This is a genomic window from Streptomyces sp. NPDC003011 (genome assembly GCF_053591515.1).
Genome location: NZ_JBSFTY010000109.1, coordinates 1 through 25,569, shown reverse-complemented (window position 1 = coordinate 25,569; position 25,569 = coordinate 1). Strand labels below are relative to the sequence as shown.

The window sequence follows — 25,569 nt, the reverse complement described above, 5'->3', positions numbered from 1 at the left end:
TGAGAACACCGACGAGGAGCACACGCTGCTGGTACTGCGAGGGCACCGCGAACTTCGCCATGATCAGGACGCCTGCCGTCCGCAGCCCCCGCGCTCGGCTCGCCGCCCGCCGCTGCTTCCGCCCGGTGCCGGTCCGCCGGATCGACCGGCGGCCGACCGATGAGTTCGGCGGTGCGGCGCAGTCGACACAGATGACAGCGTTCGACGCCCGCAGGAGGACTCATGACCACCGACGGATTCACCACGTGCCTCTGGTTCGACGACCAGGCCGAGGAAGCCGCCCATCACTACGTCTCGATCTTCAAGAACTCCGGCATCGGCAAGGTCGTCCGGCACACCGGGGCCGGGCCCGGCCCCGCCGGCTCCGTACTGACCGTGGACTTCACGGCCAACGGCCAGAAGTTCGTCGCGCTGAACGGCGGCCCGCAGTTCACGTTCGACGAGGCGATCTCCTTCCAGATCTCCTGCGCGGACCAGGACGAGGTCGACCACTACTGGACGAAGCTCACCGAGGGCGGCGGCGAGCCCGGCCCCTGCGGCTGGCTGAAGGACAAGTACGGCGTCTCCTGGCAGGTCGTCCCCGAGCGTCTGGTCGAGCTGATCTCCGACCCGGACCAGGACAAGGCGGGCCGCGCGATGCAGGCCATGCTCACGATGGGCAAGATCGACATCGCCGCCGTGGAGAAGGCGGCCGCGGGCGGGTGACGCCGCGCTACGGGGGGCGGCCGCGGTCCGGCGCGGGACTGCGGCCGCCCCGGGCGGTTATCCCGCCTCGGCCAGGATCTCCGCGATCACGTGCCGGGACGCCTCGGCGACCGGTGGATTGGTGTGCCAGTAGTACGGCAGCGCGACGAGCGCGACCGACAGCGCCCAGCCCCGGCCGCGCGCCCACTCGGCGTCGTCCGCCCCCACGGCGTCGCGGAAGACGGGGCGGGCCGCCGGGGGCAGCAGATACCAGGCGATGATCAGGTCGACGGCCGGATCACCGACCCCCGCACAGCCGAAGTCGATCACCGCGCTGAGCCGCCCGCCGGTCACCAGCACATTGCCGGGCATCAGGTCGCCGTGAGCCCACACCGGTGGTCCGGCGTACTCCGGGAGACGCAGCGCCTCCTCCCACAGGGCCGTCACCGCCGTCGTGTCCGCCCGCCCCGCCAACTGGGCGAGGGCGTCGCGAGCCGGCGCGTCCTGGGTCGCCAGCGGGACACCCCGGTAGCCCGGCGGCCCGCCCGCGGGATCGATCCGGCGCAGGGCGGCGATGAACGCCGCGAGGTCCTCGGCGAGCAGCCCGGGCTCTTCCAGGGAGCCGACGACAGGGTTACGGCCGTCCAGCCACCGGTACACCGACCACGGCCACGGGAACCCCGCGCCGGGACCGCCCCGGGCGAGCGGCTCGGGCGCGGCGAAGGGCAGCCGGGGGCCGAGCCGGGGCAGCCAGCGCTGCTCGTGCTCCACGTCCCCGACCGCCCCGGGATGCCGGGGGAGCCGTACGACCATGTCGGCACCGAGCCGGAACATGGCGTTCTCGGTCCCCGAGGACTCCAGGCGCTCCACGGGCAGCCCGGACCACCGGGGAAGCTGTCCGGCGATCAGCCGCCGGACCAGCCCGTCGTCGATGTCCGCCTCGCCCTCACGCATCCTCGTGACACTCACGCCGGCCATTCCAGCTGATCAACGGCTTGGCTGTCGAAGGGTTTTGACGCGGTTCGTCATCGCCCGCCGCCGGCGGCCAGCTCCCCGGCCACCCGGGTGATCTCGCGGGCGATGCGCAGGATGCCGGGGGAGCGGACCGGGCAGGGCCGGGGCGTGGGCGTCGTGGGCGCCAGACAGAAATGCAGGGGGTCCTTGTCGAGGTGGAGGGCGGTGCGGTCGCGGTCGGGCTCGGTGCAGTACTCGGGGTGGTCGTGCTCGTAGGCGGTGCAGGGCAGGTACTGGACCCAGGTCTGGCGGGCTCCGGCGGGGCTCACCGTCCTCCCCGCGTCGGCGACGAGGTCGCCCGAGGCCGAGGCCTGCTTCGCGTAGAGCTCGTTCACCCACCGGACCCGGTCGGGGGTGATCGGGTCCGGGCCCTGCGACACCCACACGATCCGGGGCCGCTGTGCTCCGCCGGCCGCCGCGATCTGCTCGGTGAGCCGCTTCGCGTCGGCGGCGTACCGCGTGACGTACGCGCTGCGGGAGCCCCCGTAGGTGATGCCGTCCATGCACCAGGTGTAGTCCCACGCGTTGCCCCAGAACTGCAGGATCACGATGTCCGGGCGCAGCGAGCGGACCAGGGCGGCCGCCTTGTCCCGGTCGGGCACCAGGGAGCGCGCCCCGGTGCCCTCCAGGTAGTCGCACAGCGTGGTCCCGGAGTAGGGGGCGCTGGTGTACCGCGCGCCGAGGTCCCGCCGTAACTCCTGCCCGAGTACCTGTTGGTTCTCCGTCGCCAGGGAGTCGCCCAGATACAGCACGGTGGGTGCCCCGGCGCCGGCGCGCGGGGTGGCCCGCTGCGGGGCGGCCGGCCTCCCGTGCTCGGTCGTGGCCGACGCGCCCGCCACGTCCGGGGAGGGCGGCGGGGCCTCAGGGTCCGACGCCGGGTCCGTGCACGCGCCGAGCAGCAGCCCGGCGAGCAACACTCCCACGATCCACACCCTGCGCATGCGACCACTCCCGCCCCGGCGCCCGAAACGGTTCCCCAGGCAAGCACAGCGGGGCGCGAGGGGGAAGACCCACGGCGGTCGCACGCGGGACGTTTTCCGGCCGCGCGAGGCCTCGTCGGCCCGGGACAGGGGAGGCGCCCGTTCGGCGCGCGGGCCGACGGGCGGATGGCTAGCGTGAGAGACCGGACCGTTCACCGACCGGGAGAAGGACCGCAGTCATGGCCGTACAACCTGAGGGAACCCCCTGTTGGGCCGATGCGATGTTCAGCGACGTCGAGGGAGCCAAGGCCTTCTACGGCGGCGTTCTGGGCTGGACCTTCGGCGAGTCGTCGTCGGAGTTCGGCGACTACACGCAGGCCTACGCCGACGGAAAGGCGGTCGCCGCCGTCGTACCGCCGATGCCCGGGCAGGAGGGGCAGTCGCAGTGGTGCCTGTACCTGGCGTCGGCGGACGCCGCGGCCACCGCCGGCAGGATCCGGGAGAACGGCGGCGAGGTGCTCATGGAGCCGATGCGGGTCGGCGACTTCGGCACCATGTGCCTGGGCCGCGATCCCAGCGGTGTCGTCTTCGGCGTGTGGCAGGCGGGCGTCCACGAAGGGTTCGAGGCACCGCGCGAGCAGGCCGGCGCGTTCTGCTGGGCCGAGGTCTTCACCCGCGAGCCCGAGAAGTCGGACGCGTTCTTCCCGGCCGTCTTCCCGTACACCATGAAGGAGATGCGGGACGACGAGGTCGACTTCCGCCTGTACGAGATCGACGGTGACACCGTCCTGGGCCGCATGCGGATGACGGACGAGTTCCCGCCCGAGGTGCCGCCGTACGTCAATGTCTACTTCACCGTCGCGGACTGCGACGACGCCGTCGCCCGCGCCACCGAGCTCGGCGGCGTCCTGCGGTTCGGGCCGATGGACACCCCGTTCGGCCGCTTCGCCGCCCTCAGCGACCCGCAGGGCGCGAGCTTCTCGGTGATCGACGTCACGACGACCGCGGGAGAGATGCCGCAGGTCTCGGACGTCACCTGAACCCCGGCCGGACGCCCCGCGCGGCCATGGCATGATCGAGCGCATGCGTGAACGTGTGGTGGCCGCGTGCGACGGCGCTTCGAAGGGAAACCCCGGGCCGGCGGGCTGGGCCTGGGTCGTCGCCGACGAATCGGAGAGCCCGACCCGGTGGGAGGCGGGACCGCTCGGCACGGCCACCAACAACGTGGCCGAACTGACGGCGCTGGAGCGGCTGCTGGCGTCGACCGCGCCGGACGTGCCGCTGGAGGTCCGGATGGACTCCCAGTACGCGATGAAGGCCGTCACCACCTGGCTGCCCGGCTGGAAGCGCAACGGCTGGAAGACCTCCGGGGGCAAGCCGGTCGCCAACCAGGACCTGGTGGTCCGCATCGACGAACTGCTCGCCGGCCGCTCGGTGGAGTTCCGTTACGTGCCCGCCCACCAGGTCGACGGCGATCCCCTCAACGACTTCGCGGACCGCGCCGCGAGCCAGGCCGCGATCGTGCAGGAGCCCGCGGGCAGCGCTCTCGGCTCGCCTGAGCCGCCGTCCGCACCGGACACACCAGCGCCCCGCACGCCGCGCAAGCGGTCGGGCGGGGCCAAGGCGTCCGGCGGGAGCGGCGGCTCCGCACGGACCATCAAGGCGAAGTTCCCCGGCCGCTGCGTCTGTGGACGCTCGTACGCGGCCGGGGAACCCATCGCCAAGAACGATCAGGGCTGGGGCCATCCGGAGTGCCGTACGGCCGCTGCCGGATAGCGTGCCGCGGTCACAGGACCGCGCCGCGCCACTCCCCGGTCTCCCGGCCGCGCTCCTCGATGAACTTCTTGAAGCGCTCCAGGTCACCCTTGGTCTGCCGCTTCACGAACCCCAGCTTGTCGCCGACCTTCTCGGTGACGCTGTCCGGATGGAAGTCCATCTGGAGCATCACCTTGGTGTGCTGCTCGTCCAGCCGGTGGAAGGTCACCGCGCCGGCCTGCTTGGCCTCGCCGCCGACCGTCGTCCAGGCGACCCGCTCGTCCGGGATCTGCTCGGTGATCTCCGCGTCGAATTCCCGGTGCACTCCGTTGACGCTGGTCACCCAGTGCGTCAGCGTGTCCGTGCGCTGCTCGATGCGCTCCACCCCGCTCATGAACTCGGGGAAGGTCTCGAACTGCGTCCACTGGTTGTACGCCGTGTGCACGGGGACGCCGACCTCGATGGATTCCTCGACCTGCGACACAGATCATCGCCTCCTTCGTCTCGTCGTCTGTCCGGCGCGGGTACCCGTGACCTGCGGGGTAAACCGCGATCCGGCGATCGTCACTCGGTGTCGAAGGTGTAGTGGGGGGTGTGGTCCAGCAGATCGGCCGGGCGGGTGTCGTGCCAGGGCCGCATCGTCTCGTCGAGGTCGACCACGTCCGGCGTGCCGGCGGCCGGGAGGTATCCGGAGCCGGGATGGCGACGCTGCCACTCGGTCCACAGCTTGTCGATGTACGCGTGGTGCAGCCAGAACACCGGGTCGTTGGGGGAGACGCCGGTGGCCATCTGCCCGCCGACCCAGACATGGACCCGGTTGTGCAGGTTCACGCCCCGCCAGCCCTCCAGGTGATTGCGGAAACCGTCCGAGGCGCTGTTCCACGGGGCCATGTCGTACGTCGCCATGGAGAGCACCGAATCGACCTCGGCCCGGGTCGGCAACTCCCGTACGCCGCTCCCGAGGGCGCGCCGCAGATAGGCCCGTCCGTCGACGCGGACGCCGATCGGCCAGTTCCCGGTGGAGGCGGCGAACGGCCCGTCCATCACCTGGCCGTCCCGGCTGCGTCCGGTGCCGCCGAGGAAGTCGGGCGCCCACAGCGAGGACCGCGCCGAGCGGTCGGTGCTCCAGTCCCAGTACGGCAGGGCGACCGACGCGTCCACCGTCTGCAGGGCACGCTCGAACTCCAGGAGGAATCTGCGGTGCCAGGGCAGGAAGGAGGGCGAGCGGTGGCCGGTGCGTTCGCCCGTGTCGGTGTCCCCGATGATGAAGGCGTTGTGCGTGGTGACGAACGTGTCGTAACGGCCACTGCGCTTGAGCTCCAGGACCGCGGCGACGAAGCGGCGCTTCTCGTCGGCGGTCAGGTTCGCCTGGTTCTTGCGGACGGTCATGTGCGGGTCTCCAAGGGACGTGCGGTGCGGGTCAGTTGGCGGGGAACGGGACGAGCGCGGCGCCCTGGAGCTCGTCGACCGCGGCGCGTGCGGCGGCGCGCGGAGTGGGCACCGGGGCGTAGTGGCTGACGACGCTGATCCAGCTGCCGTCGGCGTTGCGCATCACGTGCAGTTCCATGCCGTCGACGAACACGGCGTATCCGGTGCCGTGGTGGTGACCGCCTGCGGCGGTCCGGCCCTGTATCCGGCGGCCTCGGTAGACCTCGTCGAAGGGGGCGGGGGAGCCGTGGCGGCGGTCGCTGGCGGACGCGCCCGCGACGGCGACCGCCGGGACGCCGGCCGCCGTGGTGAGGGCGGCCGCGACGGTGAGCGCACGGCGTCGGCTGAGTTCCGGCATGGGGGACCTCCTGGGTCCGTTCGGGGTGGATGACCCCGCATGCCTATCCGTCCGGTCGGGAGCGGGCGAAATCGCCGGTGAGGGTTGGCTGTGATCCGGACAATTACCGCCATGTCGTGCAAGGTTGAACGAAGTTGATCTTGCTGTGCGGGAGGGCGCTGGGTACCGGACGGGAGAATTCCTCCTCCCGGCGGCGGTGTTCGCGGTGATCTTTGCCGGGCGGACGGCTCGCCGGTGACCTGCGCCACCCGGGAAAGGTGACGCGAAGGGGAAGCCCGGCGAGATGCCGCCTGCCTGCTACTGTGCGTTGCCGATCGAACGCTTCGAGTAATCATCAGGGGTGCGTGTGAAGGTCGCCTGTGTCGGTGGCGGGCCCGCGGGGCTGTATCTGTCGATCCTGCTGAAGCGGCAGGACCCGTCCCACGACATCACCGTCCACGAACGCGATCCGGAGGGCTCGACCTACGGCTGGGGGGTGACCTACTGGCGCGGACTGCTCGACCGACTGCACGCGCACGACCCCGAATCCGCCCGCGCGATCGAGGAGCAGTCGGTGCGCTGGAGCGAGGGCGTCGCCCACGTGCGGGACACGGCCACCCGCCACCCGGGCGACGAGGCGTTCGGCATCGGCCGGCACCGCCTGCTGGAGATCCTCGCCGCACGGGCCCGCTCGCTCGGCGTGCGGCTGGAGTTCGAGCGGGAGATCACGGACCGCTGCCTCCCGAAGGCGGACCTGGTCGTGGCCGCCGACGGCGTGCACAGCGCGCTGCGCGCCCGCCACGCCGACCACTTCGGCGAGCAGATCAGGACCGGCCGCAACCGCTACATCTGGCTCGGCACCGGTAAGGTCTTCGACGCGTTCACCTTCGCCTTCGTCGAGACCGGCCACGGCTGGATCTGGTGCTACGGCTACGGCTTCGCCCCCGGACGCAGCACCTGCGTCGTCGAGTGCGCCCCGGAGACCTGGACCGGCCTCGGCTTCGACCGGGCGAACGAGGCCGACGGACTCGCCCTCCTGGAGAAGCTGTTCGCCGACGTGCTCGACGGGCACGCCCTGATCGGCCGCTCCCCGTCCCAGGGCGACGCCCAGTGGCAGACGTTCCGCACCCTCACCAACCGCACCTGGCACCACGGCAACCTGGTCCTGCTCGGCGACGCCGCCCACACCACGCACTACTCCGTCGGCGCCGGCACCACCCTCGCCCTGGAGGACGCCATCGCCCTGGCCGGTGCCCTGCGCGAGCATCCCGCGCTCCCGCAGGCGCTCACCCACTACGAACAGGAGCGCAGGCAGGCCCTGCTCACCATCCAGAGCGCGGCCCGCTACAGCGCCCAGTGGTACGAGAACCTGCCGCGGTACATGCACCTGCCCGCGGACCGGATGTTCGCCCTGCTCGGCCAGCGCCACTCACCGCTGCTGCCGCACGTCCCGCCCCAGCTGTACTACCGGCTGGACCGGGCGGCCGGACAGCTGGAGGCACTGCGCCGGTTCAAGCGCTGGCTGGGGCCGAAGGTGGCGCGGACCGTGCACACGCGGGCGCTGGCATCGCGCGAGTAGCCCGATCGGAAAGGCGTGTCCGCGCGGGCGGCCCTCAGCGGAACAGCCGGTCCAGGAAGGCGTTGTCGAAGACGCGGTGGGGGTCGAGCCGGTCCAGTGTCCCGGCCGCCTGCCCCCACACGGACTCGCCGAACGAGGCGGGCACCGCCGCCCCGATCACCTCGTCGTCGGCCCACACCTCCTCGTCGGTGTACGCCCAGCCCTTGGACCACTCGACCCGGGTGAGGGCGTGTCCGCCGTCGTAGGTCCGCAGCAGGAACCGTTCCAGCTCCCGCAGGAAGGCCTCCGCGTCCGGCGTGCCGGGCAGGGTCAGCACGTCCAGCCAGACGGCCGTGTCCCACTCGGGGTGCTCCGCGCTCGGCCGCAGCGCCGACAGCAGCGGGGCGCGGGCTCCGGCCAGCTCCGTGTCGGCCGGGTCGTCGAGCCCGGTCACCCGGATCTCGACCGTGCCGTTCACGGGGAAGCGTCCCTGGGCCGCGTACGCCGCGAGCCGCTCCCGGTAGAAGGCGGTGAACTCGGCGACGACCCGCTGGACCCGGTCCCGGGTGGTGAGCACCGCGTAGCCGTTCGCGGTGACCCGCAGCGTGGTGGGCCTGATGTAGAGCAGCGTGTTCTTGGACGGTCCCCAGATGTCGGCGGACAACGTCGCCACGAGACCCAGCGCGGCCACGTCGTACTGCGCGTTGCCGAGCACCGGCGCCAGATACCAGGCCCCCTCCGAGACCATCCGCCCGGCCAGCTCCGCCACCGGCCTCGGAACGTTGTCGGAGAACGGGTAGTTGTACGGCGACGTCACCGGCCGCGAGGTCAGCGGCCGGGTCGGCGCCACGCTCCACACCTTCAGCCACGGGTACTCGGTGAAGGCGAACCAGATCGCCTCGACCCGCCCCGACCGGTCCAGGAAACTCGTGAGGGTACGTCCGTCACCGCCGGGCGCGGCGAAGAGTTCGCCGGCCGGGATGTCCGTACGGCTCACGCACCGCAGGCTGGTGTTGTCGCCCACCCGCAGCACGACCTCGGTGACCAGCGCGCGGCCGAGGTGGGTGAGGAGCGCGGCGCAGTCCGCCTCGTCCCGGCGGAAGGTGCGCAGGGCGTACGCGCCGCTGTCCTCGTCCCAGACGACGGCCGTCAGCGACAGCACGAGATTGCTGAGGGAGCCGTACGTGTGCCCCGGCGGACGCCGCTCCCCGTCGGCCGGGACGGCGGTGCCGTGCGCGTCGACCGCCAGGGCGCCGCCCAGCGTGAGGTCACCCGGTGCGGGCGCGGCGGTGACGCCGAGGCCGTGCTCCTCCAGATAGGTGAGCAGGGCCTCCAGGGTGACGCCGGCGCCGGCCCGGACGGACGAGCCGGACGCCAGGGCGAGGCCGGTGAGACGGGAGGCGGTGTCGACGAGCAGGACGGGAGCGTGGGACGGGGTCCCCTCCGTGACCGTCAGGGGTGACCAGCCGTGCGAGGAGCCCCGGGCGCGCACCGTCCAGCCGTTCCGCCAGGCCCAGTTGACGACGTCGACCGCCTGGCCGCCGTCGGCCGGGGCGCAGGCCCACAGCCCGTCCGCGGTGATCTCGCCGACCCAGTTCCGGTACGCCGAGCGGTACAGGGCGACACCGGCCGGGAAGTTCGGCAGTTGCTCGGCGGCTTCCGCCGGATCGGCCGCCATCAGCACGGGTACGGCGGCCAGGGCGGCGGCGGACCGCAGGAAACCGCGGCGGGTCCAGGACGGGTCGGCCTGCTCGGATTTGCTCACCAGAGGATCAGTCACGGGCTCACGCTAGGTGCGTGTTGACGCGTCCATGCCTCTCGCCGGAACATTCACTCGTGTGGGTGAACGACGCGCAGGTGACCGGCCGGAGCGTCCGGGTCCGCGCGGCAGCCTGACGAATGACAGACTGACGCCATGGACGAGCGCACATTCGGTAGATCGCACCAGCACGCATCCGTCGTCGGTCTCGGCACCTGGCAACTGGGTGCCGACTGGGGAGACGTCGACGACAAGGAGGCCCTGGCGGTGCTGGAGGCCGCGGCCGAGGCGGGGGTCACCTTCTTCGACACGGCCGACGTGTACGGCGACGGCCGCAGCGAACAGACCATCGCCGCCTTCCTGAGCGGCCGGCCCGACCTGCATGTGCTGGTCGCCACAAAGATGGGCCGCCGGGTCGACCAGATCCCGGAGAACTACGTCCTGGACAACTTCCGCGCCTGGAACGACCGTTCGCGGCGCAACCTCGGGGTCGACCGCATCGACCTGGTCCAGCTGCACTGCCCGCCGACGCCCGTGTACTCCACGGACGAGGTCTTCGACGCCCTCGACACCCTGGTCGAGGAGGAGCGCATCGCCGCTTACGGCGTCAGTGTGGAGACCTGCCAGGAGGCCCTGACCGCCATCGCGCGGCCGGGCGTGGCGAGCGTGCAGATCATCCTCAACCCGTTCCGGATGAAGCCCCTGCGCGAGGTGCTCCCCGCCGCCCGCGAGGCCGGCGTCGGCATCATCGCCCGCGTCCCGCTCGCCTCGGGACTGCTGTCGGGCAAGTACACCAAGGACACGGTCTTCCCGGAGAACGACCACCGCGCCTACAACCGGCACGGCGAGTCCTTCGACGTGGGCGAGACCTTCTCGGGTGTGGACTACGCGACGGGCGTCGAGGCCGCGGCCGAGTTCGCCGCGCTCGCCCCGCAGGGATGCACGCCGGCCCAGCTGGCGCTGCGCTGGATCATCGAGCAGCCCGGCGTGACCACGGTGATCCCCGGCGCCCGCTCGCCCGAGCAGGCGCGCGCCAACGCGGCCGCCGCCAGGCTGCCCCGGCTGTCCGAGGCGACGCTCACCGCGATCCGCGACCTCTACGACCGGCGGATCAAGGACCAGGTCGAAGCCCGCTGGTAGCGGGCCCGGCCCGGTCAGGGCCGGAGGACCAGCTGGCGCTCCTGCTCCTGGTCGCCGGAGGCGGCTCCCTCGTCGTCCGCGGAGAAGGCGCGCGACAGTGCCTCGCTCGCCTTCTCGACGCTCTCCGGCGTGCCCTGCACGGTGACGGTGACCGGTGCCGACAGGTGGCCGGCCTCGCTCTGCGGCGGCCGGGGCGGCCGCTCGGAGGTGTCGCCGGCGAAGGTGGCCGTGTGGACGGTGGCGTGCTCGTCGGAGGGCAGCTCGTCCGGCGTGCCGAAGACGGGCTCCAGGGTCCGTACGACCACCAGTGCGTCGGCGGCGCTGCCGCCGCTGAGTGTGACAGTGAGCTCGGTGTCGGACATGGTCAACGGGACTCCTCAAGTGGATGACGTCGGGGACGGGGCGTGACGGCCGCAGCCGTCACGCCATCCGTCTCGCGCTCCGTGTAACCGTCCGGTGATCGCTGAAACAGCCGTCCGTCCGGCCGGCCGGTGCCGTGCGGCTAGAAGCGGCCGCCGGTCAGCCGGGTCACCGGCCCGTGGGTGTGGCGCTCCGAACGGCGGCCCGCCACGAAGGAGGCGGCGCTCAGCGCGGTCAGTCCCGCTCCGAGGCCCGCGGCGACCAGCCTGCGGTTGTTGAGCACCACCCACGCCGTCTTCGCGCCCGCCGCGACCTGCCCGGAGGCCGAGACGATCGCCTGCCGCCCCACCTCCACGCCCTTGACCGCGCTCTGCGCGGCCGTGCTCGTCGCGTCGGCCGCCCGCTGCGCGCCCGTCTTGGCGGCCGACGCCGCCTCGTCGGTCTTCGCGGCGGCCGCCCGGGCGGTGTCCGTCGCCGGTGCCGTCGCCTTGTCCGCGTTCTGCCGTGCCTTGGAGGCGGCTGCGGAGGCTGCTGTCTTCTTGGTCGTTTCCTTGTCCGAATCCGTCATGGGATCCGCTTTGCCGTTCGACTGCGTCGCAAACACGTTCCGTCACGCCCTGTTTCCGCCAACGTCATCGCCGGTCAAGGAAGCATGAATCCGGGAAGACGGTGCACAGGAGGAACCAAGCAGATTCGATCAGGCAAAGGAGGAAGCTTGTCGGCCACCGGAAGCAAAGCGGACAAGAACGACACGGGGCGCAACGAGACCGAGGAGGAGAGGGCCGACCGCAAGTGGGCGGAGCTCATCCAGGAGGTCCGAGTCGCCCAGACAGGTGTGCAGATCCTGTTCGGCTTCCTGCTCACCGTCGTGTTCACACCGAAGTACGCGGATCTCGCGGACACGGACAAGGCCATCTACATCGTGACGGTGGTCCTGGGCGCCTGCGCCACCGGCGCGCTGATCGGCCCGGTGTCCCTGCACCGCCTGGTGTCCGGCCGGCGGGTCAAGCCCCAGGCGGTCCAGTGGGCCTCCCGGCTGACCTTCGTCGGCCTGGTGCTGCTGCTCGCCACCATGACATCGGCGCTCCTGCTGATCCTCCGGGTCGCCACCCACGACGGCTACGTGCCCTGGCTGGTCGGCGGAGTGGTCGCCTGGTATCTGCTGTGCTGGTTCGTCGTCCCCCTGCTGGCCCGCCGCCACTCGACGGACTGACACCGGTGCGTCGGGCTGCCGGCCGTCCGGACGGCCGGCAGCGGTGCCTTCCCGTGTTGCCCGTCTCAGCTGCCGGCGATGACCTCCTGGAGGAAGTCGTCGATCCGGACCTCCTCCCGGCCCGGCGCCACGACCTCCCGCGTCTCCCGCAGAAAGGTCGCGAGCGCCGGCGTCCAGGCGAAGACCACGGCACGCTGGCGGCTTCCGTCGGGACGGGTGTCGCCGAGGAACTCCATCCGCAGCTCCTGCCACATGCCGGTCGACACCGGCCGCATCCGTACGTCCCCCACCCCGACCGGGCGCCGCAGCCCGTCCGTGAGCATCTCCCGGTCCAGCCGCCACCGCGCGAGCACCCGGCCGTCATGGCTGAACACCACGGTGACGGCGAACGGGTCCGACGCGTCGTAACTGAGGTGGGCGAGGACCGGACAGCGGTCCGCGGCGCCCGCCTGGAGCTGCACGACGAGAGTCTTGTGCACGAACGAGTTCACTAGAGGGCCTCCGGGCAGAACAGTCGTAGAGAGCTCTAGTACCCCCGTCACGCGCAAGATGCTCAGCCCTCCGGGTGAATCCCGCGTGCTCCGCGCAGCGCCGTGATACAGGTGGCGACGGCGTGCTGGAGCTCCTCCAGCTGCTGGACCATGTCGTCCTCGTAGAACTCCTGGGCGTCGTCGAAGGTGAGCTCCTCGAACACCTTCGTGGCCTTCTGGAGGCTGGTGTAGAACTTCGTCCGCCGTTCCCGCACGCGCAGTTCGGGGTCGGCCTCCACGGCCTCGACGACGAGCGACTTCATCGTGCTGAACGCCTCGGTCGCCCACTCGCCGGTGTCCTCGTCCTCCTCCAGCTCGTCGAGGAGCGACAGATGCCGCTCGGCCTCCTGACGGAGGTCGACGGGTGCCTCGACGGTCTGCCCGGCCGGCGTCCTGATCTGGCCCGACTCGGCGATCTGGCGGACGTATCCGATGCGGTCGGCGGACCGGTTCTCGCTGGCGACGGCCTTCTTCAGATCGTCGGTGCGCACGACGTCCCGGGCCAGTTCGGCCTGGAGCTCCGGATCCTCGCGCACCCGGTCCAGGAGGGCCTGGCGGGCCGCCCGGGCGGTGGAGGGGTCGGCGAGGATCGCGGCGCGCAGCGCGGTCGGGTTCTCGGCGACCTCCAGCGCCTTGGTCGGCCGGATGCCCTCCGCCTCGGCCGCCTCCGTGATGGCGGTGCCGCGCTCGGACGTGGCGCTGTTGCGGGAGACGTAGTAGCCGAGCCACACGTCGGCGTCCGGCAGCTCCACCTCCTGACCGGGCACCAGCGCCTCGAAGTGCGGGACCAGACCGTCGTCGGCGGCCCGGTCCCAGGCCTTGTAGTAGCGCATGACCCGCTCGGGCGAGCACCCGGCCAGCTCGGCGAACTCCCTCGCCGAGACCTTCGGCGTCTCGCCGGCGCTCTGACCGCCGGGCCGCACGCTGCGCGCCACCATCAGGCCGAAGGCCCATCCTCCGGTGCGCGCGTGGACACCGAACTCGCGGGCGTCCCGCGCCACCAGGTCGGACAGGGGTACGGGGGACGTCTCGGACGGGACGATCGCTAGGGTCACGGGTGACTCTCCTGGGCAGGCCGGTCGAACTGCGCGTGAGCGTGCGCAAGCCGGAAGCCTAGGCCACCCGGTGGCGACGTCCCGTCACCCCCGGGCGGGGTCAGCCGAGCGCGTCGTGCAGCGCGGGCAGCAGCGTCTTCGCCGACCAGTCCAGGAACTCGGGCTGACAGTCGCCGCCGATCTGCACCAGGGCGATCTCCGTGAAGCCCGCCTCGGCGTACGGCCGTACCGCCTCGACGAAGGCCTCCGGGTCGTCGCCGCACGGGATCGAGCCGGCGACGTCGTCGGGCGTGACGAACTGGGTGGCGCCCTCGAAGGAGTCCGGGTGGGGCAGCTCGGAGTTGACCTTCCAGCCGTTGCCGAACCAGCGGAACTGCGCGTGGGCGCGCTTGACGGCGGTGTCCCGGTCGGTGTCGTAGCACACCGGCAGCTGGCCCACGCGCGGCTTGCCGGTGCCGCCGTGCCGGTCGAAGGTCTCCAGGAGCCCCGCCTTGGGCTCGGTGGCGATCACCAGGTCGGCCAGCCGGCCCGCGAGGGAGCAGGACCGCTCGCCGGAGACGGCGATGCCGATGGGCGGCGGCTGGTCCGGCAGGTCCCACAGCCGCGCCGACTCGACGTCGAAGTGGGTGCCGCGACGGTTCACATGGCCACCCTCGAAGAGCGCCCGGATGATCTCCACGGCCTCTTCCAGCATCTCGTGCCGTACGTCGACGGACGGCCAGCCGCCGCCCACCACGTGCTCGTTGAGGTTCTCGCCGGAACCGAGCCCGAGCCGGAAGCGCCCCTCGGACAGCAGCTGCATCGTCGCCGCCTTCTGCGCCACCACCGCCGGGTGGTAGCGGAAGGTCGGACATGTCACGTACGTCATCAGGGGAATGCGCGAGGTCGCCTGGGCGGCCGCGCCCAGGACACTCCACGCGTACGGCGAGTGGCCCTGTGCGCGCAGCCAGGGGGAGTAGTGGTCGGAGGTCACCGAGAAGTCGAAGCCCGCCTCCTCCGCCCGGACCACATGGTCGACGAGGTCACGGGGACCGGCCTGCTCGGTCATCATCGTGTATCCGATTTGCACCATACGGGCCGGGTCCCCGGTCGGCGGAGGGGAAAACGGACCGATCGTGGCCCTCTCGATCGCGGCGGGCGAACGGGGGAGGATGCGCCCATGACTGTTCGCGCCCTGCCCAAGAGTGCCCCCGCCGCCCAGGGAGTGGCCGCGTCCGGTGTCCACGCCTTCCTCGACGCCCTCGAAGCCGCGCCGGGCATCGAGCCGCACAGCCTGATGATCCTGCGGCACGACCATGTGGTGGCGTCCGGCTGGTGGGCGCCGTACACCCCGCTCCGCCCGCACCTGCTGTACTCGCTCAGCAAGAGCTTCACGGCGACGGCCGCCGCCTTCGCCGTCGCCGAGGGACTGATGCGGCTGGACGACCCGGTGATCTCCTACTTCCCGGAGTTCGAGGCCGACATCACCGACCCGCGCAGCCGCGCGATGCTCGTCCGGCATGTGGTGTCCATGGCGAGCGGGCACGACACCGAGACCCTCGACCGGGCACGGGCGCTCGACCCCCGGGACCTGGTGCGCGGCTTCCTGCTGCTGCCCCCGGACCGTGATCCGGGGACCGTCTTCGCCTACAACCAGCCCGCCACGTACACGCTCGCCGCGATCCTCCAGCGCGTCACCGGACAGCCGCTGACCGCGTACCTGCGGCCGCGGCTGCTGGATCCGCTCGGTGTCGGAGAGGTGGCGTGGCTCCGCGACGGGGCGGGCCGCGAGCTGGGGTTCAGCGGACTGCACGCCACCACCGACGCGATAGCCCGGCTCGGCCAGGTGTATCTGCGGGACGGGGTGTGGCAGGGGCGGCGGCTGCTGCCCGAGGGCTGGGTGGCCGAGGCGACGCGGGCGCACGTCACGAACGCCGACGGGACGCCTCAGGGCGCGCTGTCCGACTGGCAGCAGGGGTACGGCTTCCAGTTCTGGAGGTCCCGGCACGGGTATCGCGGGGACGGGGCGTACGGACAGTTCTGCCTCGTGCTGCCCGAGCAGGACGCCGTGATCGCGATGACGTCGGCGACCGAGGACATGCAGCAGGTGCTGAACCTGGCCTGGGAACATCTGCTGCCCGCCTTCGGGCCGCGGCCGCTGTCCGGCGGGCAGGCCGAGGACGCGGCCCTGGCCGAGCGGCTGGCGGGGCTCGCGCTGCCGCCCGCCCCGGGCGAGCCGGCCCCGCCCGAGCACCCCGAGGCCTGGTCCGGCACGTCGTTCGCCCCGGACGAGGTGGTGCGCGAGAACCATCGGCGCCTGAGTGAGGTCCGGGTCTCGGCTGCCGGGACCGGCTGGCGCGTGACGCTCACCGAGGACGGGCACCGGCTGGAACTGCCGCTCGGGCAGGGCGCGTGGACCGTCGTCGAGGAGCCGGTCCCCGTCGCGGTCGGCGGAGGGTGGGCCGACGCGGACACCCTCGTCGTCGACGTGGCGTTCCTGGAGACGCCCCACCACCTGGTGGTGAGCTGCTCGCTGCCGGACCGCAGCTTCACGGCACGCTGGCGCACGCAGCCACTGCACGCGCGGTCGCTTCTGTCGATGCGGGCGCCCCGCGGCTCGGTCCGGGCCTGACGGGACGTCCGCGGAGGTCAGCCTGAGGCCGGGTGAAACGTCCGCGGGAATCAGTCCGGTGCCTGCCGGAACGTCCGCAGGAAGGTGTCCAGCGCCTCGCGGTTCGCGGAGTCGTTCCAGTCCGCCGCCGGTGTCGTCCAGCGCAGCGAGTAGCCGCGGCCCTCCCCGATGAGGAAGCCGCGGCCGAAGGTGCGCACGCGGGCGCCGCGGGAGTCGTCGGCGAGCCACTCGATGTCGGCGGCCTCGCGCCCCTGGTACGTCGTCGCGCGGATCTCCCCGATCCGGCGGTAGCCGACGCCCCTGTCCTTCAGGTCCGGCTCGACGTCGTCGCGCCAGACGGCGACGGGATCCGGGCCCACGCGTTCGCTGTAGGTGACGGCGAGCGTGCGCGGGTCGTCCTCGCGGCCGAGGATCACGCGGTACGCCAGGTCGGCTATGCGGGTGGTGCGCAGCGCCTTCCAGCCGGCGGGGAGGGCCACCGAGAAGCCCTCCGGCGACTGGTACACGCGGTAGCCGGAGGGCAGCGCGGTGCCGGTCGGGGATCGCGTCGGCGCGGGGGTCGGCGGAGGTGTGGGCGGCGAAGTGGGCGGCGAAGTGGGGGGCGGCGTCGGCGTCGCTGTCGCTGTCGGCGTGGGTGCCGGCGTTTCCGGCGGGCGGGAGGCCTGGCCGTCGGTGCGGTCGTCGGTGACCGGGGCCGAGGCGCCCGGCCGCGATGCCGCGTCGCCCGACGAGGTGCCGGTGCCCGGTAGCTGCTCGGTCAGGGCGAGAACGGCGACGGACACCGTGACGACGGCCAGAGCGGTCCCGGCGATCACGGTCCGCCTGCTCCACAGCGGGCCCGCCGCGCGGAGACCGCGCGGCCGGGACGGGGACGGCACGCCCATGGCCCGGCCCGGGTCCGCGTCGAGGACCCGGGTGAGCGCCTCCCGGACCACCGGGCGGGTCAGCCGTTCCCGGGAGTTCTTGCGCAGCAGCCCCTGCACGGTCTGGGAGAGCGGCCCGGCGTGCACAGGGCCGCGCAGCGGAAGCCGGTCCACCCCGCGCAGGGTGGACTCCGGCCGGTCCCGCTCACGGAACGGCGGGCGGCCCTCGACCATCGTGTACAGGATCGCCCCGAGCGCCCACAGGTCGGCGGCCGGTCCGATGCGCTCGTCGCGGGCCTGTTCGGGGGAGGCGTACGAGGGTGCGGTGACCCGGGGCGCCAGGGTCGCGCCGGTCAGCCCGAAGCCGGTGAGGACGACGGAGCCCTGGTCCCGTACGTAGACCTGGCCGGGGCTGAGCTCGCCGTGCGTGATGCCCTGGCCGTGCGCGGCCTCCAGGACGCCGAGCACCTCCAGGCCGATGCGGGCCGCCCGGACGTAGGCGAAGGTGCCCTGCTGGGCGAGGAGTTCACCCAGGGGCGTGCCGTCGATCCACTCGGTGACGGTCCACAGGGTGCCGGACTCCACGACGGCGTCGAGGACCGCCGCGACCTGGCCGGGACACAGCTGCCCCATGGTCTCCGCCATGCGGATGACGCGGGCGACGGCCCGGCGCGAGGTCTGCTCGTCGGGATCGGCCGGCAGCCCGATCTGGGTGAGCAGACGAGGGCGCCCGGTCGTGACGTCCTCGCCGTACCAGCAGACACGGTTGGTCTCCTGGTGCAGGGGCTCCAGGAGTCGGTACCTTCCGGCGACCAGTTCGTGTGTGGACGCGTGCGCCTTGACCATGGTCATCCCTCGCTGAAACCCCTGGCTCTCACCTTTCCCAGAGGTACGAGGGGTACGAGGGGATGCGTTCAACGAATCGTGAACTGAAGGGTGCCGCTCTCTTTTTGTTCGCCTGCTGTACAGCGGTCCGGCGGATATCAGCGCGTTCTGATCGGAGGCGGAACCGGACCGGAGCGGCCCGCTCCGGGCCGGCCTCCCAACCGATCGCGCCGCACGAGGAATTCCAGCGCAGACCGAAGGCCGTCCGGGCCACCGGTTCCAGGGGTACGCCGGCCGGCGCCTCCTCACGTCGACGGAGCCGCCGGGGGTGCGCGTGAGCGCCGGACCACGCCGGCGCGCGGATCATCTCAGTGCTGCTGGGCCTTCTGCGGTGTCGCCTCGCTCGGCCGGACGACGGCATAGCCCTCGCCCTGGAGCATCAGCTGGACGGCCTCCCCGGAGCCGCCGCGCAGCATCGACCCGATGGACTGCGAACGGTGCAGCGAGGTCGAAAGGCCCGCCGTCCATCCGACGATCGCGTCCGTGTCGACGTACAGCGGATACTGCGGGGAGACCGGAATGACCAGCGGGTTCCCCTCGCACACCAGCCCCAGCCGGCCGTGTCCCGTGAAGACGCTGTTGAACAGGCCGCCGCCGGTGACACCGGCGCCCTTCACGGTCGCGATCCGGTACTGCAACGAGGTGTCGAAGCACAGGACGTTGCGGCCGTTGACGGTGAACTCGTCGCCCGGGCCGACCTCCACGACGAAGCAGTTCTGCGCCTCGTGTGCGAACCAGGCCTCGCCCTGGCCGCGCACCGCCATGAGCGGCAGTCCCTCCCCGGTGACCGCGCGCTTGAGCATGCCGCCCACGCCCTGGCCCTTGCGTTCGAACTGGAGACTGCCGCGGTAGGCGATCATCGCCCCCTGGCGGGCGAGCATCTCGCCGTTCACCGTGTACCGGACGCACTTGGCGTTCTCGACCGTCATGCCCGCCTGTGTGGCCGGCTGGACCATGTGCTCGCTGGAGAAAAGGTCACCCTTCATAGGAGCATCGTGGCCCGGACGGGTGCCTTCCGCCACGATCGCGGCCGTGGTCGAGCCCGATTTCGGGAGTGCCGCGGGGCCGCCGCCCCTCCTGCTCAGGTCAGGCCCCGGCAGCACGTCATGCCTCAGGCCCTTCCGCGTCAGCCGCCGAAGAGCTGGGTCCAGTAGGTGCCCGCGGGGCCGCCGCCCGCGAAACCCACGCCGATGTGGGTGAAGCCCGGCTTCAGGATGTTGGCCCGGTGCCCGGGGCTGTGCATCCAGCCGTCGACCACCTCGGCGGGGGAGCGCTGGCCGCAGGCGATGTTCTCGCCGATCGAACGCCGGGCGGAGCCCGCGGCGGCGGCCCGGTCCCAGGGCTGGGTGCCCTCGGGAGAGGTGTGGGAATAGAAGGCGCGGGCCGCCATGTCCGCGCTGTACGCCTGTGCGGCGGTCACCAGCGGCGCATCCACCGCCAGGGCGGGCAGCCCCGCCCGGACGCGCTCCCGGTTGGTGAGATCGACGACCTCGCTCTGGGTCCGCGCCAGGCCCGCGGGAGTGAAGGGCGTCGCCCACAGGGCGGTCCAGTACGTGTCTCCGGAACGGGCGTCGGTGGCGTGCCCGAGACCGGCGTGGGCGAACGCCGGGTCGTGCAGGGTGCGGCGGGGCCGCTCGGTGCGCAGACAGTACGCGACGAACTCGGCGGGCGTACGCGGACCGGAGACCAGGTGCTCGCCGACGACGAGGTACGCGTATCCGGCGGCCGTGACGCGCTGGTGGACGCAGACGCCGTCCGGCCCCTCCCCGCCGAGGCGCCCTGCCGACGCCATCGCGGACGCGTGGGCGCGGGCCGCGGCAGCCAGGCGGTCGTCGAGGGAGACCGGGGGCGAACCGGCGGCGGCACGGGCGGAGTTGACCAGGGTGACGAAGCCGTCCGGGTCGGCGGAGGGCGGGTGCGGAGCCGGGTGGATCGAGGACGCCGACGAGTACAGGTGCGGGGCGGGGTGCGTCGGGCGCGCCGGAGGAGGGGTACGTGGTGCCCGGTGGGTCGCAGGAGCGGGTGCGCGCGACGTCGTGCGGGTCACGGAAGGCGGCGTGCGCGGTGCCGGGGACCCCGTCGGTTCGCCGACGACGTCCACCCCGAAGTCGCGGGCCAGTCCCGCCAGCCCGTCGGCGTACCCCTGTCCCAGCGCCCGCAGCTTCCAGCCGTCGCCGCGCCGGTAGAGCTCCGCGAGGAGCAGTACGGTCTCCTGCCGGGGGTGCGGCGGGGCGAACCGGGCCAGCGGGCGGCCGCCCGGGCCAGTGACGTGCAGGGTGGGGGCGGGCAGCCGGCCCAGGGGAGTGGCGGGGGCGGCGGGACTGACGACCACCGTCACCCGGGTGGCACCACTGCGCAGGCTCGGTGGGTCGACGGTCAGGGTGTCGCCGCGCAGTCGGGCGCCGGGCGCGGCCGGCTGGTTGTAGAAGACGAAGTCGTCGTCGCCCCGGACCCGGCCGCTGTCGTCGGTGATGAGCGCGGACACGTCGAAGGGGCCGGGTACCCGGACGGTCACGGCACCGCCCGGCAGGGGCAGATTGCCCCCGGGGACCAACTCGCTCATCGTGCCGCCCTGATGTCGTCGTACGGGACCCCGTGGGGTCGTCCGGACAACGCGCACCGGGGTGCGGGGGTTCCCGCCGACGCCCCGCCCCGCCCCGGACCTGGAGTGCGGTCGGCCGGGCCGCCGCACGCGCGGTCAGTCCCGCGCGATGCCCGGAGCGATGTCCTCGCGCCGCTCGGCGGGCGCGGTGAAGCCACGCGCCGCCTTCGTCCGCTTGCCGCAGAACGCGGACTCCAGTGTGCCCAGCATCGTGGTGAGCACGGTGGCGTTGTTCGAGGTGTTGGCGAGCGCGCTGAGGCTGCGCCCGCCGTCCTTCGACGTGAACGCGTACGTGTAGTAGCCCTGGACGGCGCCGGTGTGGCCGTACACCGGGACACCGCACGACAGGGTGCGGCGGCGCAGGCCGAGTCCGTAGGCCTGGGTGCCGCCGGCCGGTACCCACCGCCGCATCTGGGCCAGCTGGGCGGCCGAGGTCAGCCGGCCGCCGAGCAGCGCGGTGAGGAAGGTGTTCAGGTCCCCGGTGGCCGAGACGACCGCGCCCGCACTCTGTGCCCAGGACGCCGTCTGCCTGGTCGCGTCGACCAGCGGGGCCCCTGCCCGGTCCGGGGTGAGATAGCCGCGGGCGTGGCGGCCGGGGATCTGGGTGCGGGGATGCACGTAGAAAGTGTCGCGCAGGCCCAGCGGCTCGATGATCCGGTTCTGGTACTCGGTCCCCACCGGGCGGCCGGTCAGTTTCTCGATCAGCATCCCGGCGACCACGAAGTTGGTGTTCGAGTACGCGTACGTGGTGCCCGGCGCGTTGGTGCGCGGCCGGCGCAGGGAGCGGTCCACCAGCTGGCGGTAGGTGAAGACCTTGCCGCGGACCGCCTCGAAGCCCGGGACCGTCCGCGCGAACATGTCATTCGTGTAGTCGTACAGCCCACTGCGGTGGCTCAGGACGTGCCGCACCGTGATCCGGTCGTCGGGCAGCAGTCCCGGCAGATGGCGGTTGACGGGGGAGTCGAGTTTCAGTCTCTGCTCGTCCACGAGTTGCAGCAGCACCACCGCGGTGAAAATTTTGGTGACGCTGCCGACGCGGAAGCGGTCGGCGTTGCTGATGGCTCGTCCGGTGCCGCGGTCCGCCACGCCCATGGCCGTGCGGTGGACCGTTCCGTGGTCGTCGATCCGCGCCATCGCGCCGGGCGCGCCCTGCCGCAGCGCGGTGCGCAGCACGGCGCGCAGACCCGTGGTGTCGGGTTCCGGCAGCGCGGCGAAGCCCGATCCGGCGGCCGTGGATTCCCGGGGCGCGGCCTGCGCGGAAGGTGCCAGGAGGGACAGCAGAACCGCCCCGACCACCGTGCCTGTGCGCGCCGTTGCTGATGCCATCCGGCACCTCTCCTGTCCTGTCACTGACGATGAGCTGCGCACAGTATGGCGACGAACCGGCACGAAAACGGTGATCTCGGGCTTATGTTGTGCCGGCTTCGCCGGGCGTCCGCACCGTGTTCCTCGTCGAGGGCGGATCCGGCCCGCCTTCGACGGCGGCGATCATCCGCACCCCGCGACCGGGGGACGCGGGCGACGGCCGACGCCGTCGACCTGGAGAGCCTCGACCGCGACGGCATGAAGCGGTAGCTCAGGACGGGCGCCCCGAGCCGCTCGGCTCCGGAGTGATCAGGCCCTCCCGGTAGGCGACGGCCACCGCCTCCGTACGGCCGGCCGCGCCCAGCTTGGCGAGGATGTTGGAGACATGGACGCTCGCCGTCTTGCCGGTGATGAACAGCTCCTCGCCGATCTGCCGGTTGCTGCGGCCGAGGGCCAGGAGCCGCAGGACGTCCCGCTCCCGGGCGGTGAGGACCGCGGCCCGGTCCTCGGCGCCCGGGCTGTCCGCCAGGCGCCCCCGGCGGATCAGCGCGTTCACCTGATCCAGCAGCGGTGTGGCGCCGAGCCGGGCGGCCGTCTCGCGGACCGCGCGGGCCTCCACGGCCGCCTCCTCGCGCCGCTCGGCCGCCGCCAGGGCCTCCGCCAGCCGCACCTGGCAGCGCGCCCGCTCGTACACGTCACCGAAGTCGAAGGCGGCGACCGCCCTGCGCCAGGCCGCCACGTCCGGACCCGACACGGCCCGTGCCCACTCGGCCTCGGCACGGGCCAGCCACGCCTGTCCCTCCGGTCCCTGCGGAGTGGCGTCCTCCCCGCGCGCGGCCGTGGTCCGGGCCAGGTCCCGCAGTTCGGTGGCGGTGTCCGCCCAGCGGCCCGCCCCCGCCTCGTCACCGGCCCCGCGCAGCGCGGCGGCCCGGTCGGCCACCGCGGACAGGGCGAGGGCGGCCAGCCGTACCGTGACGTCCGGCAGGGAGCCCGCGTCGTCGGTGAGGGCCGCCACCGTGGACCGCGTCCGCGCCACGGCCGCCTCCGGCTCGCCCTGCCGCGCCGCCGCGTCGGTCAGCACGATGCCCGCGACCAGCGTGCCCATCCAGTCGAACGGCCCCTCCAGCAGGGTGCCCGCCCGGTCGACGACCGTGAGGTCGCCGCGCGCCAGCGCCGCGTACAGCGCGGGCCCGGCCGTGTACCCGCCGGCCGCCGGAAGCACGTCGGCGTCGGTGGCCGCCGCGCGCACGCACTCCTCCCAGCGGCCCAGGGTGTAGAGCACCAGCAGCCGCAGGTAGCGCATCTCCAGCGGATAGGGCGAGGACAGCAGGCCCGCGCGGCGGGCGCGGTCCAGTCCCTCGGTCAGCCAGGGCAGGCACTCGTCGAGGTCACCGGATTCGAAGCAGCCGATGGCGAGGTTGAACAGCGCGCGCAGCTCCACCGGCGCGTTGCCCGAGCGGCGCGCGAGATCCCTGGCCTCCCGCAACCGCTCCCGGCTCTCCCGGGTCCTGCGGCCGCCGCCCTCCAGGGCCGCCAGCGAGATCAGCAGATCCGCCCGCGCGTCGGCCACGTCCAGCTGCTCCGCGACGCCCAGGGCCTGCCGGGCGACCCGCAGCGCGGTCTCGTTGTCCCCGACCTGACGGGCCGCCAGGACGTGGGTGGCCGCCGCCCACACCCAGGTGCGCGACGGGGGATCGGCCGGGATCATGGCGAGCGCCTCGCTGCTGTAGGCGAACGCCGCCGTCTGGCTGTCGACGCCGATCAGGTTCCCGGCCAGCGTGTACCGCACCCGCGCGGCGAGCTCCGAGTCCGCGTCCTGGTCGACGCCCGCGAGCGCGGCACGGGTGAGCGACACCGCCCGGTGCGCCTCCCCGGCGTGCGCGGCCGCCGCCGAGGCACGCAGCGTGAGGGTCACCCGGTCGACGCCCTCGCCCGGGGGCCGCGCGGACGGCTCCACCGCCGACCACAGGTCCAGGGCTGTTTCGAGGTGCCGCAGTTCCTCCGCGGGCGCCCCGAGCGACTCGGCGTGGGAGGCGGCCTCCAGCGAGGCGGCCAGCGCCTCGGCCAGGTCGTGGCTCTCCCGGTAGTGGTGGGCGCGCTCCGCCGCGCTCTCGGCCCGCCGGCCCCGCCCGGTGAGCAGCCGGGCGAACGCGCCGTGCAGTCGCGCCCGTTCACCGGGGAGCAGGTCGGCGTAGACCGCCTCCCGGGCCAGGGCGTGCCGGAAGGCGTACGTGTCGCCGGTGCCGGGGACCAGCAGTTGACGCCCGACCGCCTCGCGCAGCGCCGACTCCAGTTCGTCCTCGGGGAGCCCGACCGCGTCCCGCAGCAGATCGTGCTCGACCCGGCGCCCCGCCACCGCGGCCGTGCGCAGCACCTGCTGGGCGGTGTCGGAGAGCTGCTCGAAGCGGATGAGGAGGACGTCAGCGAGACCGCTGGGCACGCCCCCGGCCGCCGGGTCGGTGGCCGCCAGCAGTTCCTCCGCGTAGAAGGCGTTGCCCTCGGCGCGCTCGACGATCCGCCGGACCGTGGTGTCCGCCACCGCGCTGTCGCCCAGGGCGCGCACCAGGCGGGCCACCTCGGCGTCGGCCATGGGCCGCAGCTCCAGTCGCTCCACGGAGGGCAGCCGCACCAACTCCGCCAGCAGCGGACGCAGCGGGTGGCGGCGGTGCAGGTCGTCGGCGCGATAGGAGGCGAACACGGCCAGCCGGTGTGTGGGCGCACCGCCCGCCGACCGCTGGAGGATGCCCCGGCTGAGCAGGAACCGCAGCAGGTCCCGGGAGGACTGGTCCGCCCAGTGCAGGTCCTCCAGGACGAGCAGCAGCGGGGCGACGTCCGAGAGGTCGGCCAGCAGCCCCGCGATGCCCTCGAACAGCCGCAGCCGGCCGCCGGTGTCCCGCACGGCGTCCGTGCCGCCGCCCAGCAGCCGGTCCACCACCGGGTGTGCGGCGAACGTGTCCGTGAACCGCGGGTCGGCGGCGAGCAGGCCCAGGACCTCGGTGAACGGCAGGTAGGGCAGGCCGACGTCGCCGAGGTCGACGCAGTGCCCGGTGAGCACCGTCATCCCGGACCGGGCGGCCTGCCCGGCGACCTCGTCGAGCATGCGGGTCTTGCCCACACCGGCGTCCCCGGCGATCAGCACCGCCCGGGCCTCACCGCCCCGGGCGCGCTCCAGCACACCGGCGAGGCGGGTGAGTTCGTCCTCCCGGCCGATCAGCGGTGCGGTGTTCGAGATCGTCGGCACACCCCCATCCTGGCACGGAGCACTGACAGCTCCTGCGGAATTCGGGGCGGTCCGGCCGGCCTGAAGGAGGGCGGCGCCGTACCGACGTGCGGCTCCGCCGCACGGGCGCGACCGGCCACGCACCACCCGCCTGCCCCTGGACGGGACGTCCCGGCTCCCGGGCGCTCACTGCCGCAGCGACCGTGCCCAGTCGGCCGGCACCCGCCCCGCGGGGCCCGGCGCCGGCGGGTCCGCGGGCTCGGAAGAGCACACCTCAGAACACCACTCACCAAAGCGTGTATCTCGTATTCCGGGTTTTGCTTGTAAATT

Annotated in this window: 23 protein-coding genes; 7 read left to right on the top strand and 16 right to left on the bottom strand. The window is 72.9% G+C overall.

Features of this window, described 5'->3' with window-relative positions:
• Window positions 1-222 precede the first annotated feature (222 nt).
• A complete protein-coding gene (locus ACWD0J_RS36700) occupies window positions 223-705 on the top strand; it encodes a VOC family protein (RefSeq protein WP_451500198.1) in 483 nt (160 codons plus the stop codon).
• A gap of 57 nt (window positions 706-762) precedes the next feature.
• On the opposite strand, the gene ACWD0J_RS36695 is transcribed toward ACWD0J_RS36700, so the two are convergent.
• Together ACWD0J_RS36695 and ACWD0J_RS36690 are read right to left on the bottom strand one after the other, a co-directional pair.
• The gene (locus ACWD0J_RS36695) at window positions 763-1,638 is read right to left on the bottom strand and encodes an aminoglycoside phosphotransferase family protein (protein WP_451500200.1); all 876 of its coding nucleotides are present in this window, start codon (window positions 1,636-1,638) and stop codon (window positions 763-765) included.
• 71 nt (window positions 1,639-1,709) lie between these two features.
• The gene (locus ACWD0J_RS36690) at window positions 1,710-2,639 is read right to left on the bottom strand and encodes an SGNH/GDSL hydrolase family protein (protein WP_451500197.1); all 930 of its coding nucleotides are present in this window, start codon (window positions 2,637-2,639) and stop codon (window positions 1,710-1,712) included.
• 218 nt (window positions 2,640-2,857) lie between these two features.
• Here ACWD0J_RS36690 and ACWD0J_RS36685 point away from each other — a divergent pair, with 218 nt between their 5' ends.
• Complete coding sequence (locus tag ACWD0J_RS36685) at window positions 2,858-3,658, top strand: VOC family protein (protein WP_451500196.1); 801 nt, start codon at window positions 2,858-2,860, stop codon at window positions 3,656-3,658.
• Between the two features lie 31 nt (window positions 3,659-3,689).
• Entirely contained in the window at window positions 3,690-4,394 is a 705-nt protein-coding gene (locus tag ACWD0J_RS36680; RefSeq protein WP_451500195.1) for a ribonuclease H family protein, read from the top strand.
• A 10-nt stretch (window positions 4,395-4,404) separates the two neighbouring features.
• Here the strand turns inward: ACWD0J_RS36680 and ACWD0J_RS36675 are convergent, their stop codons facing one another.
• From ACWD0J_RS36675 to melC1, 3 genes are all read right to left on the bottom strand, one after another.
• The gene (locus tag ACWD0J_RS36675; protein ID WP_451500194.1) at window positions 4,405-4,857 is read right to left on the bottom strand and encodes an SRPBCC family protein; all 453 of its coding nucleotides are present in this window, start codon (window positions 4,855-4,857) and stop codon (window positions 4,405-4,407) included.
• Between the two features lie 80 nt (window positions 4,858-4,937).
• Entirely contained in the window at window positions 4,938-5,762 is an 825-nt protein-coding gene (gene melC2 / locus ACWD0J_RS36670) for a tyrosinase MelC2 (RefSeq protein WP_451500193.1), read from the bottom strand.
• 31 nt (window positions 5,763-5,793) lie between these two features.
• On the bottom strand, window positions 5,794-6,159 hold the full coding sequence (gene melC1 / locus ACWD0J_RS36665; protein ID WP_451500192.1) for an apotyrosinase chaperone MelC1: 366 nt from the start codon (window positions 6,157-6,159) through the stop codon (window positions 5,794-5,796).
• 340 nt (window positions 6,160-6,499) lie between these two features.
• On the opposite strand from melC1, the gene ACWD0J_RS36660 reads away from it, so the two are divergent.
• Window positions 6,500-7,717, top strand: a complete 1,218-nt coding sequence (locus tag ACWD0J_RS36660) for an FAD-dependent monooxygenase (RefSeq protein WP_451500191.1) — start codon at window positions 6,500-6,502, stop codon at window positions 7,715-7,717.
• A gap of 34 nt (window positions 7,718-7,751) precedes the next feature.
• Here ACWD0J_RS36660 and ACWD0J_RS36655 read toward each other — a convergent pair whose 3' ends face one another.
• Window positions 7,752-9,374, bottom strand: a complete 1,623-nt coding sequence (locus tag ACWD0J_RS36655) for a cholesterol oxidase substrate-binding domain-containing protein (protein WP_451500199.1) — start codon at window positions 9,372-9,374, stop codon at window positions 7,752-7,754.
• Window positions 9,375-9,611: 237 nt separating this feature from the next.
• Between ACWD0J_RS36655 and ACWD0J_RS36650 the strand changes: the two genes are divergently transcribed.
• Window positions 9,612-10,595, top strand: a complete 984-nt coding sequence (locus ACWD0J_RS36650) for an aldo/keto reductase (protein ID WP_451500190.1) — start codon at window positions 9,612-9,614, stop codon at window positions 10,593-10,595.
• Window positions 10,596-10,609: 14 nt separating this feature from the next.
• Here ACWD0J_RS36650 and ACWD0J_RS36645 read toward each other — a convergent pair whose 3' ends face one another.
• Together ACWD0J_RS36645 and ACWD0J_RS36640 are read right to left on the bottom strand one after the other, a co-directional pair.
• Window positions 10,610-10,957: a hypothetical protein gene (locus ACWD0J_RS36645; RefSeq protein WP_451500189.1), complete on the bottom strand. Its 348-nt coding sequence runs from the start codon at window positions 10,955-10,957 to the stop codon at window positions 10,610-10,612.
• Between the two features lie 140 nt (window positions 10,958-11,097).
• A complete protein-coding gene (locus tag ACWD0J_RS36640) occupies window positions 11,098-11,523 on the bottom strand; it encodes a hypothetical protein (RefSeq protein WP_451500188.1) in 426 nt (141 codons plus the stop codon).
• 147 nt (window positions 11,524-11,670) lie between these two features.
• On the opposite strand from ACWD0J_RS36640, the gene ACWD0J_RS36635 reads away from it, so the two are divergent.
• Window positions 11,671-12,168, top strand: a complete 498-nt coding sequence (locus ACWD0J_RS36635) for a DUF6328 family protein (RefSeq protein ID WP_451500187.1) — start codon at window positions 11,671-11,673, stop codon at window positions 12,166-12,168.
• 65 nt (window positions 12,169-12,233) lie between these two features.
• Here ACWD0J_RS36635 and ACWD0J_RS36630 read toward each other — a convergent pair whose 3' ends face one another.
• From ACWD0J_RS36630 to ACWD0J_RS36620, 3 genes are all read right to left on the bottom strand, one after another.
• Window positions 12,234-12,659 (bottom strand): SsgA family sporulation/cell division regulator, encoded by a 426-nt coding sequence (locus ACWD0J_RS36630; RefSeq protein WP_451500186.1) that lies wholly within the window; start codon window positions 12,657-12,659, stop codon window positions 12,234-12,236.
• 62 nt (window positions 12,660-12,721) lie between these two features.
• Window positions 12,722-13,753: a hypothetical protein gene (locus ACWD0J_RS36625; RefSeq protein ID WP_451500185.1), complete on the bottom strand. Its 1,032-nt coding sequence runs from the start codon at window positions 13,751-13,753 to the stop codon at window positions 12,722-12,724.
• A 100-nt stretch (window positions 13,754-13,853) separates the two neighbouring features.
• Complete coding sequence (locus ACWD0J_RS36620; RefSeq protein WP_451500184.1) at window positions 13,854-14,825, bottom strand: LLM class F420-dependent oxidoreductase; 972 nt, start codon at window positions 14,823-14,825, stop codon at window positions 13,854-13,856.
• Window positions 14,826-14,912: 87 nt separating this feature from the next.
• On the opposite strand from ACWD0J_RS36620, the gene ACWD0J_RS36615 reads away from it, so the two are divergent.
• Window positions 14,913-16,364 (top strand): serine hydrolase domain-containing protein, encoded by a 1,452-nt coding sequence (locus tag ACWD0J_RS36615; protein ID WP_451500183.1) that lies wholly within the window; start codon window positions 14,913-14,915, stop codon window positions 16,362-16,364.
• Between the two features lie 50 nt (window positions 16,365-16,414).
• Here ACWD0J_RS36615 and ACWD0J_RS36610 read toward each other — a convergent pair whose 3' ends face one another.
• The 5 genes from ACWD0J_RS36610 to ACWD0J_RS36590 form a co-directional block, all read right to left on the bottom strand.
• A complete protein-coding gene (locus ACWD0J_RS36610; RefSeq protein ID WP_451500182.1) occupies window positions 16,415-18,079 on the bottom strand; it encodes a serine/threonine protein kinase in 1,665 nt (554 codons plus the stop codon).
• 341 nt (window positions 18,080-18,420) lie between these two features.
• The gene (locus ACWD0J_RS36605; protein WP_451500181.1) at window positions 18,421-19,098 is read right to left on the bottom strand and encodes an AIM24 family protein; all 678 of its coding nucleotides are present in this window, start codon (window positions 19,096-19,098) and stop codon (window positions 18,421-18,423) included.
• Window positions 19,099-19,238: 140 nt separating this feature from the next.
• Entirely contained in the window at window positions 19,239-20,675 is a 1,437-nt protein-coding gene (locus ACWD0J_RS36600; RefSeq protein WP_451500180.1) for a CAP domain-containing protein, read from the bottom strand.
• A gap of 135 nt (window positions 20,676-20,810) precedes the next feature.
• A complete protein-coding gene (locus ACWD0J_RS36595) occupies window positions 20,811-22,040 on the bottom strand; it encodes a serine hydrolase domain-containing protein (protein ID WP_451500179.1) in 1,230 nt (409 codons plus the stop codon).
• Window positions 22,041-22,290: 250 nt separating this feature from the next.
• A complete protein-coding gene (locus ACWD0J_RS36590; protein WP_451500178.1) occupies window positions 22,291-25,260 on the bottom strand; it encodes a helix-turn-helix transcriptional regulator in 2,970 nt (989 codons plus the stop codon).
• Window positions 25,261-25,569 lie beyond the last annotated feature (309 nt).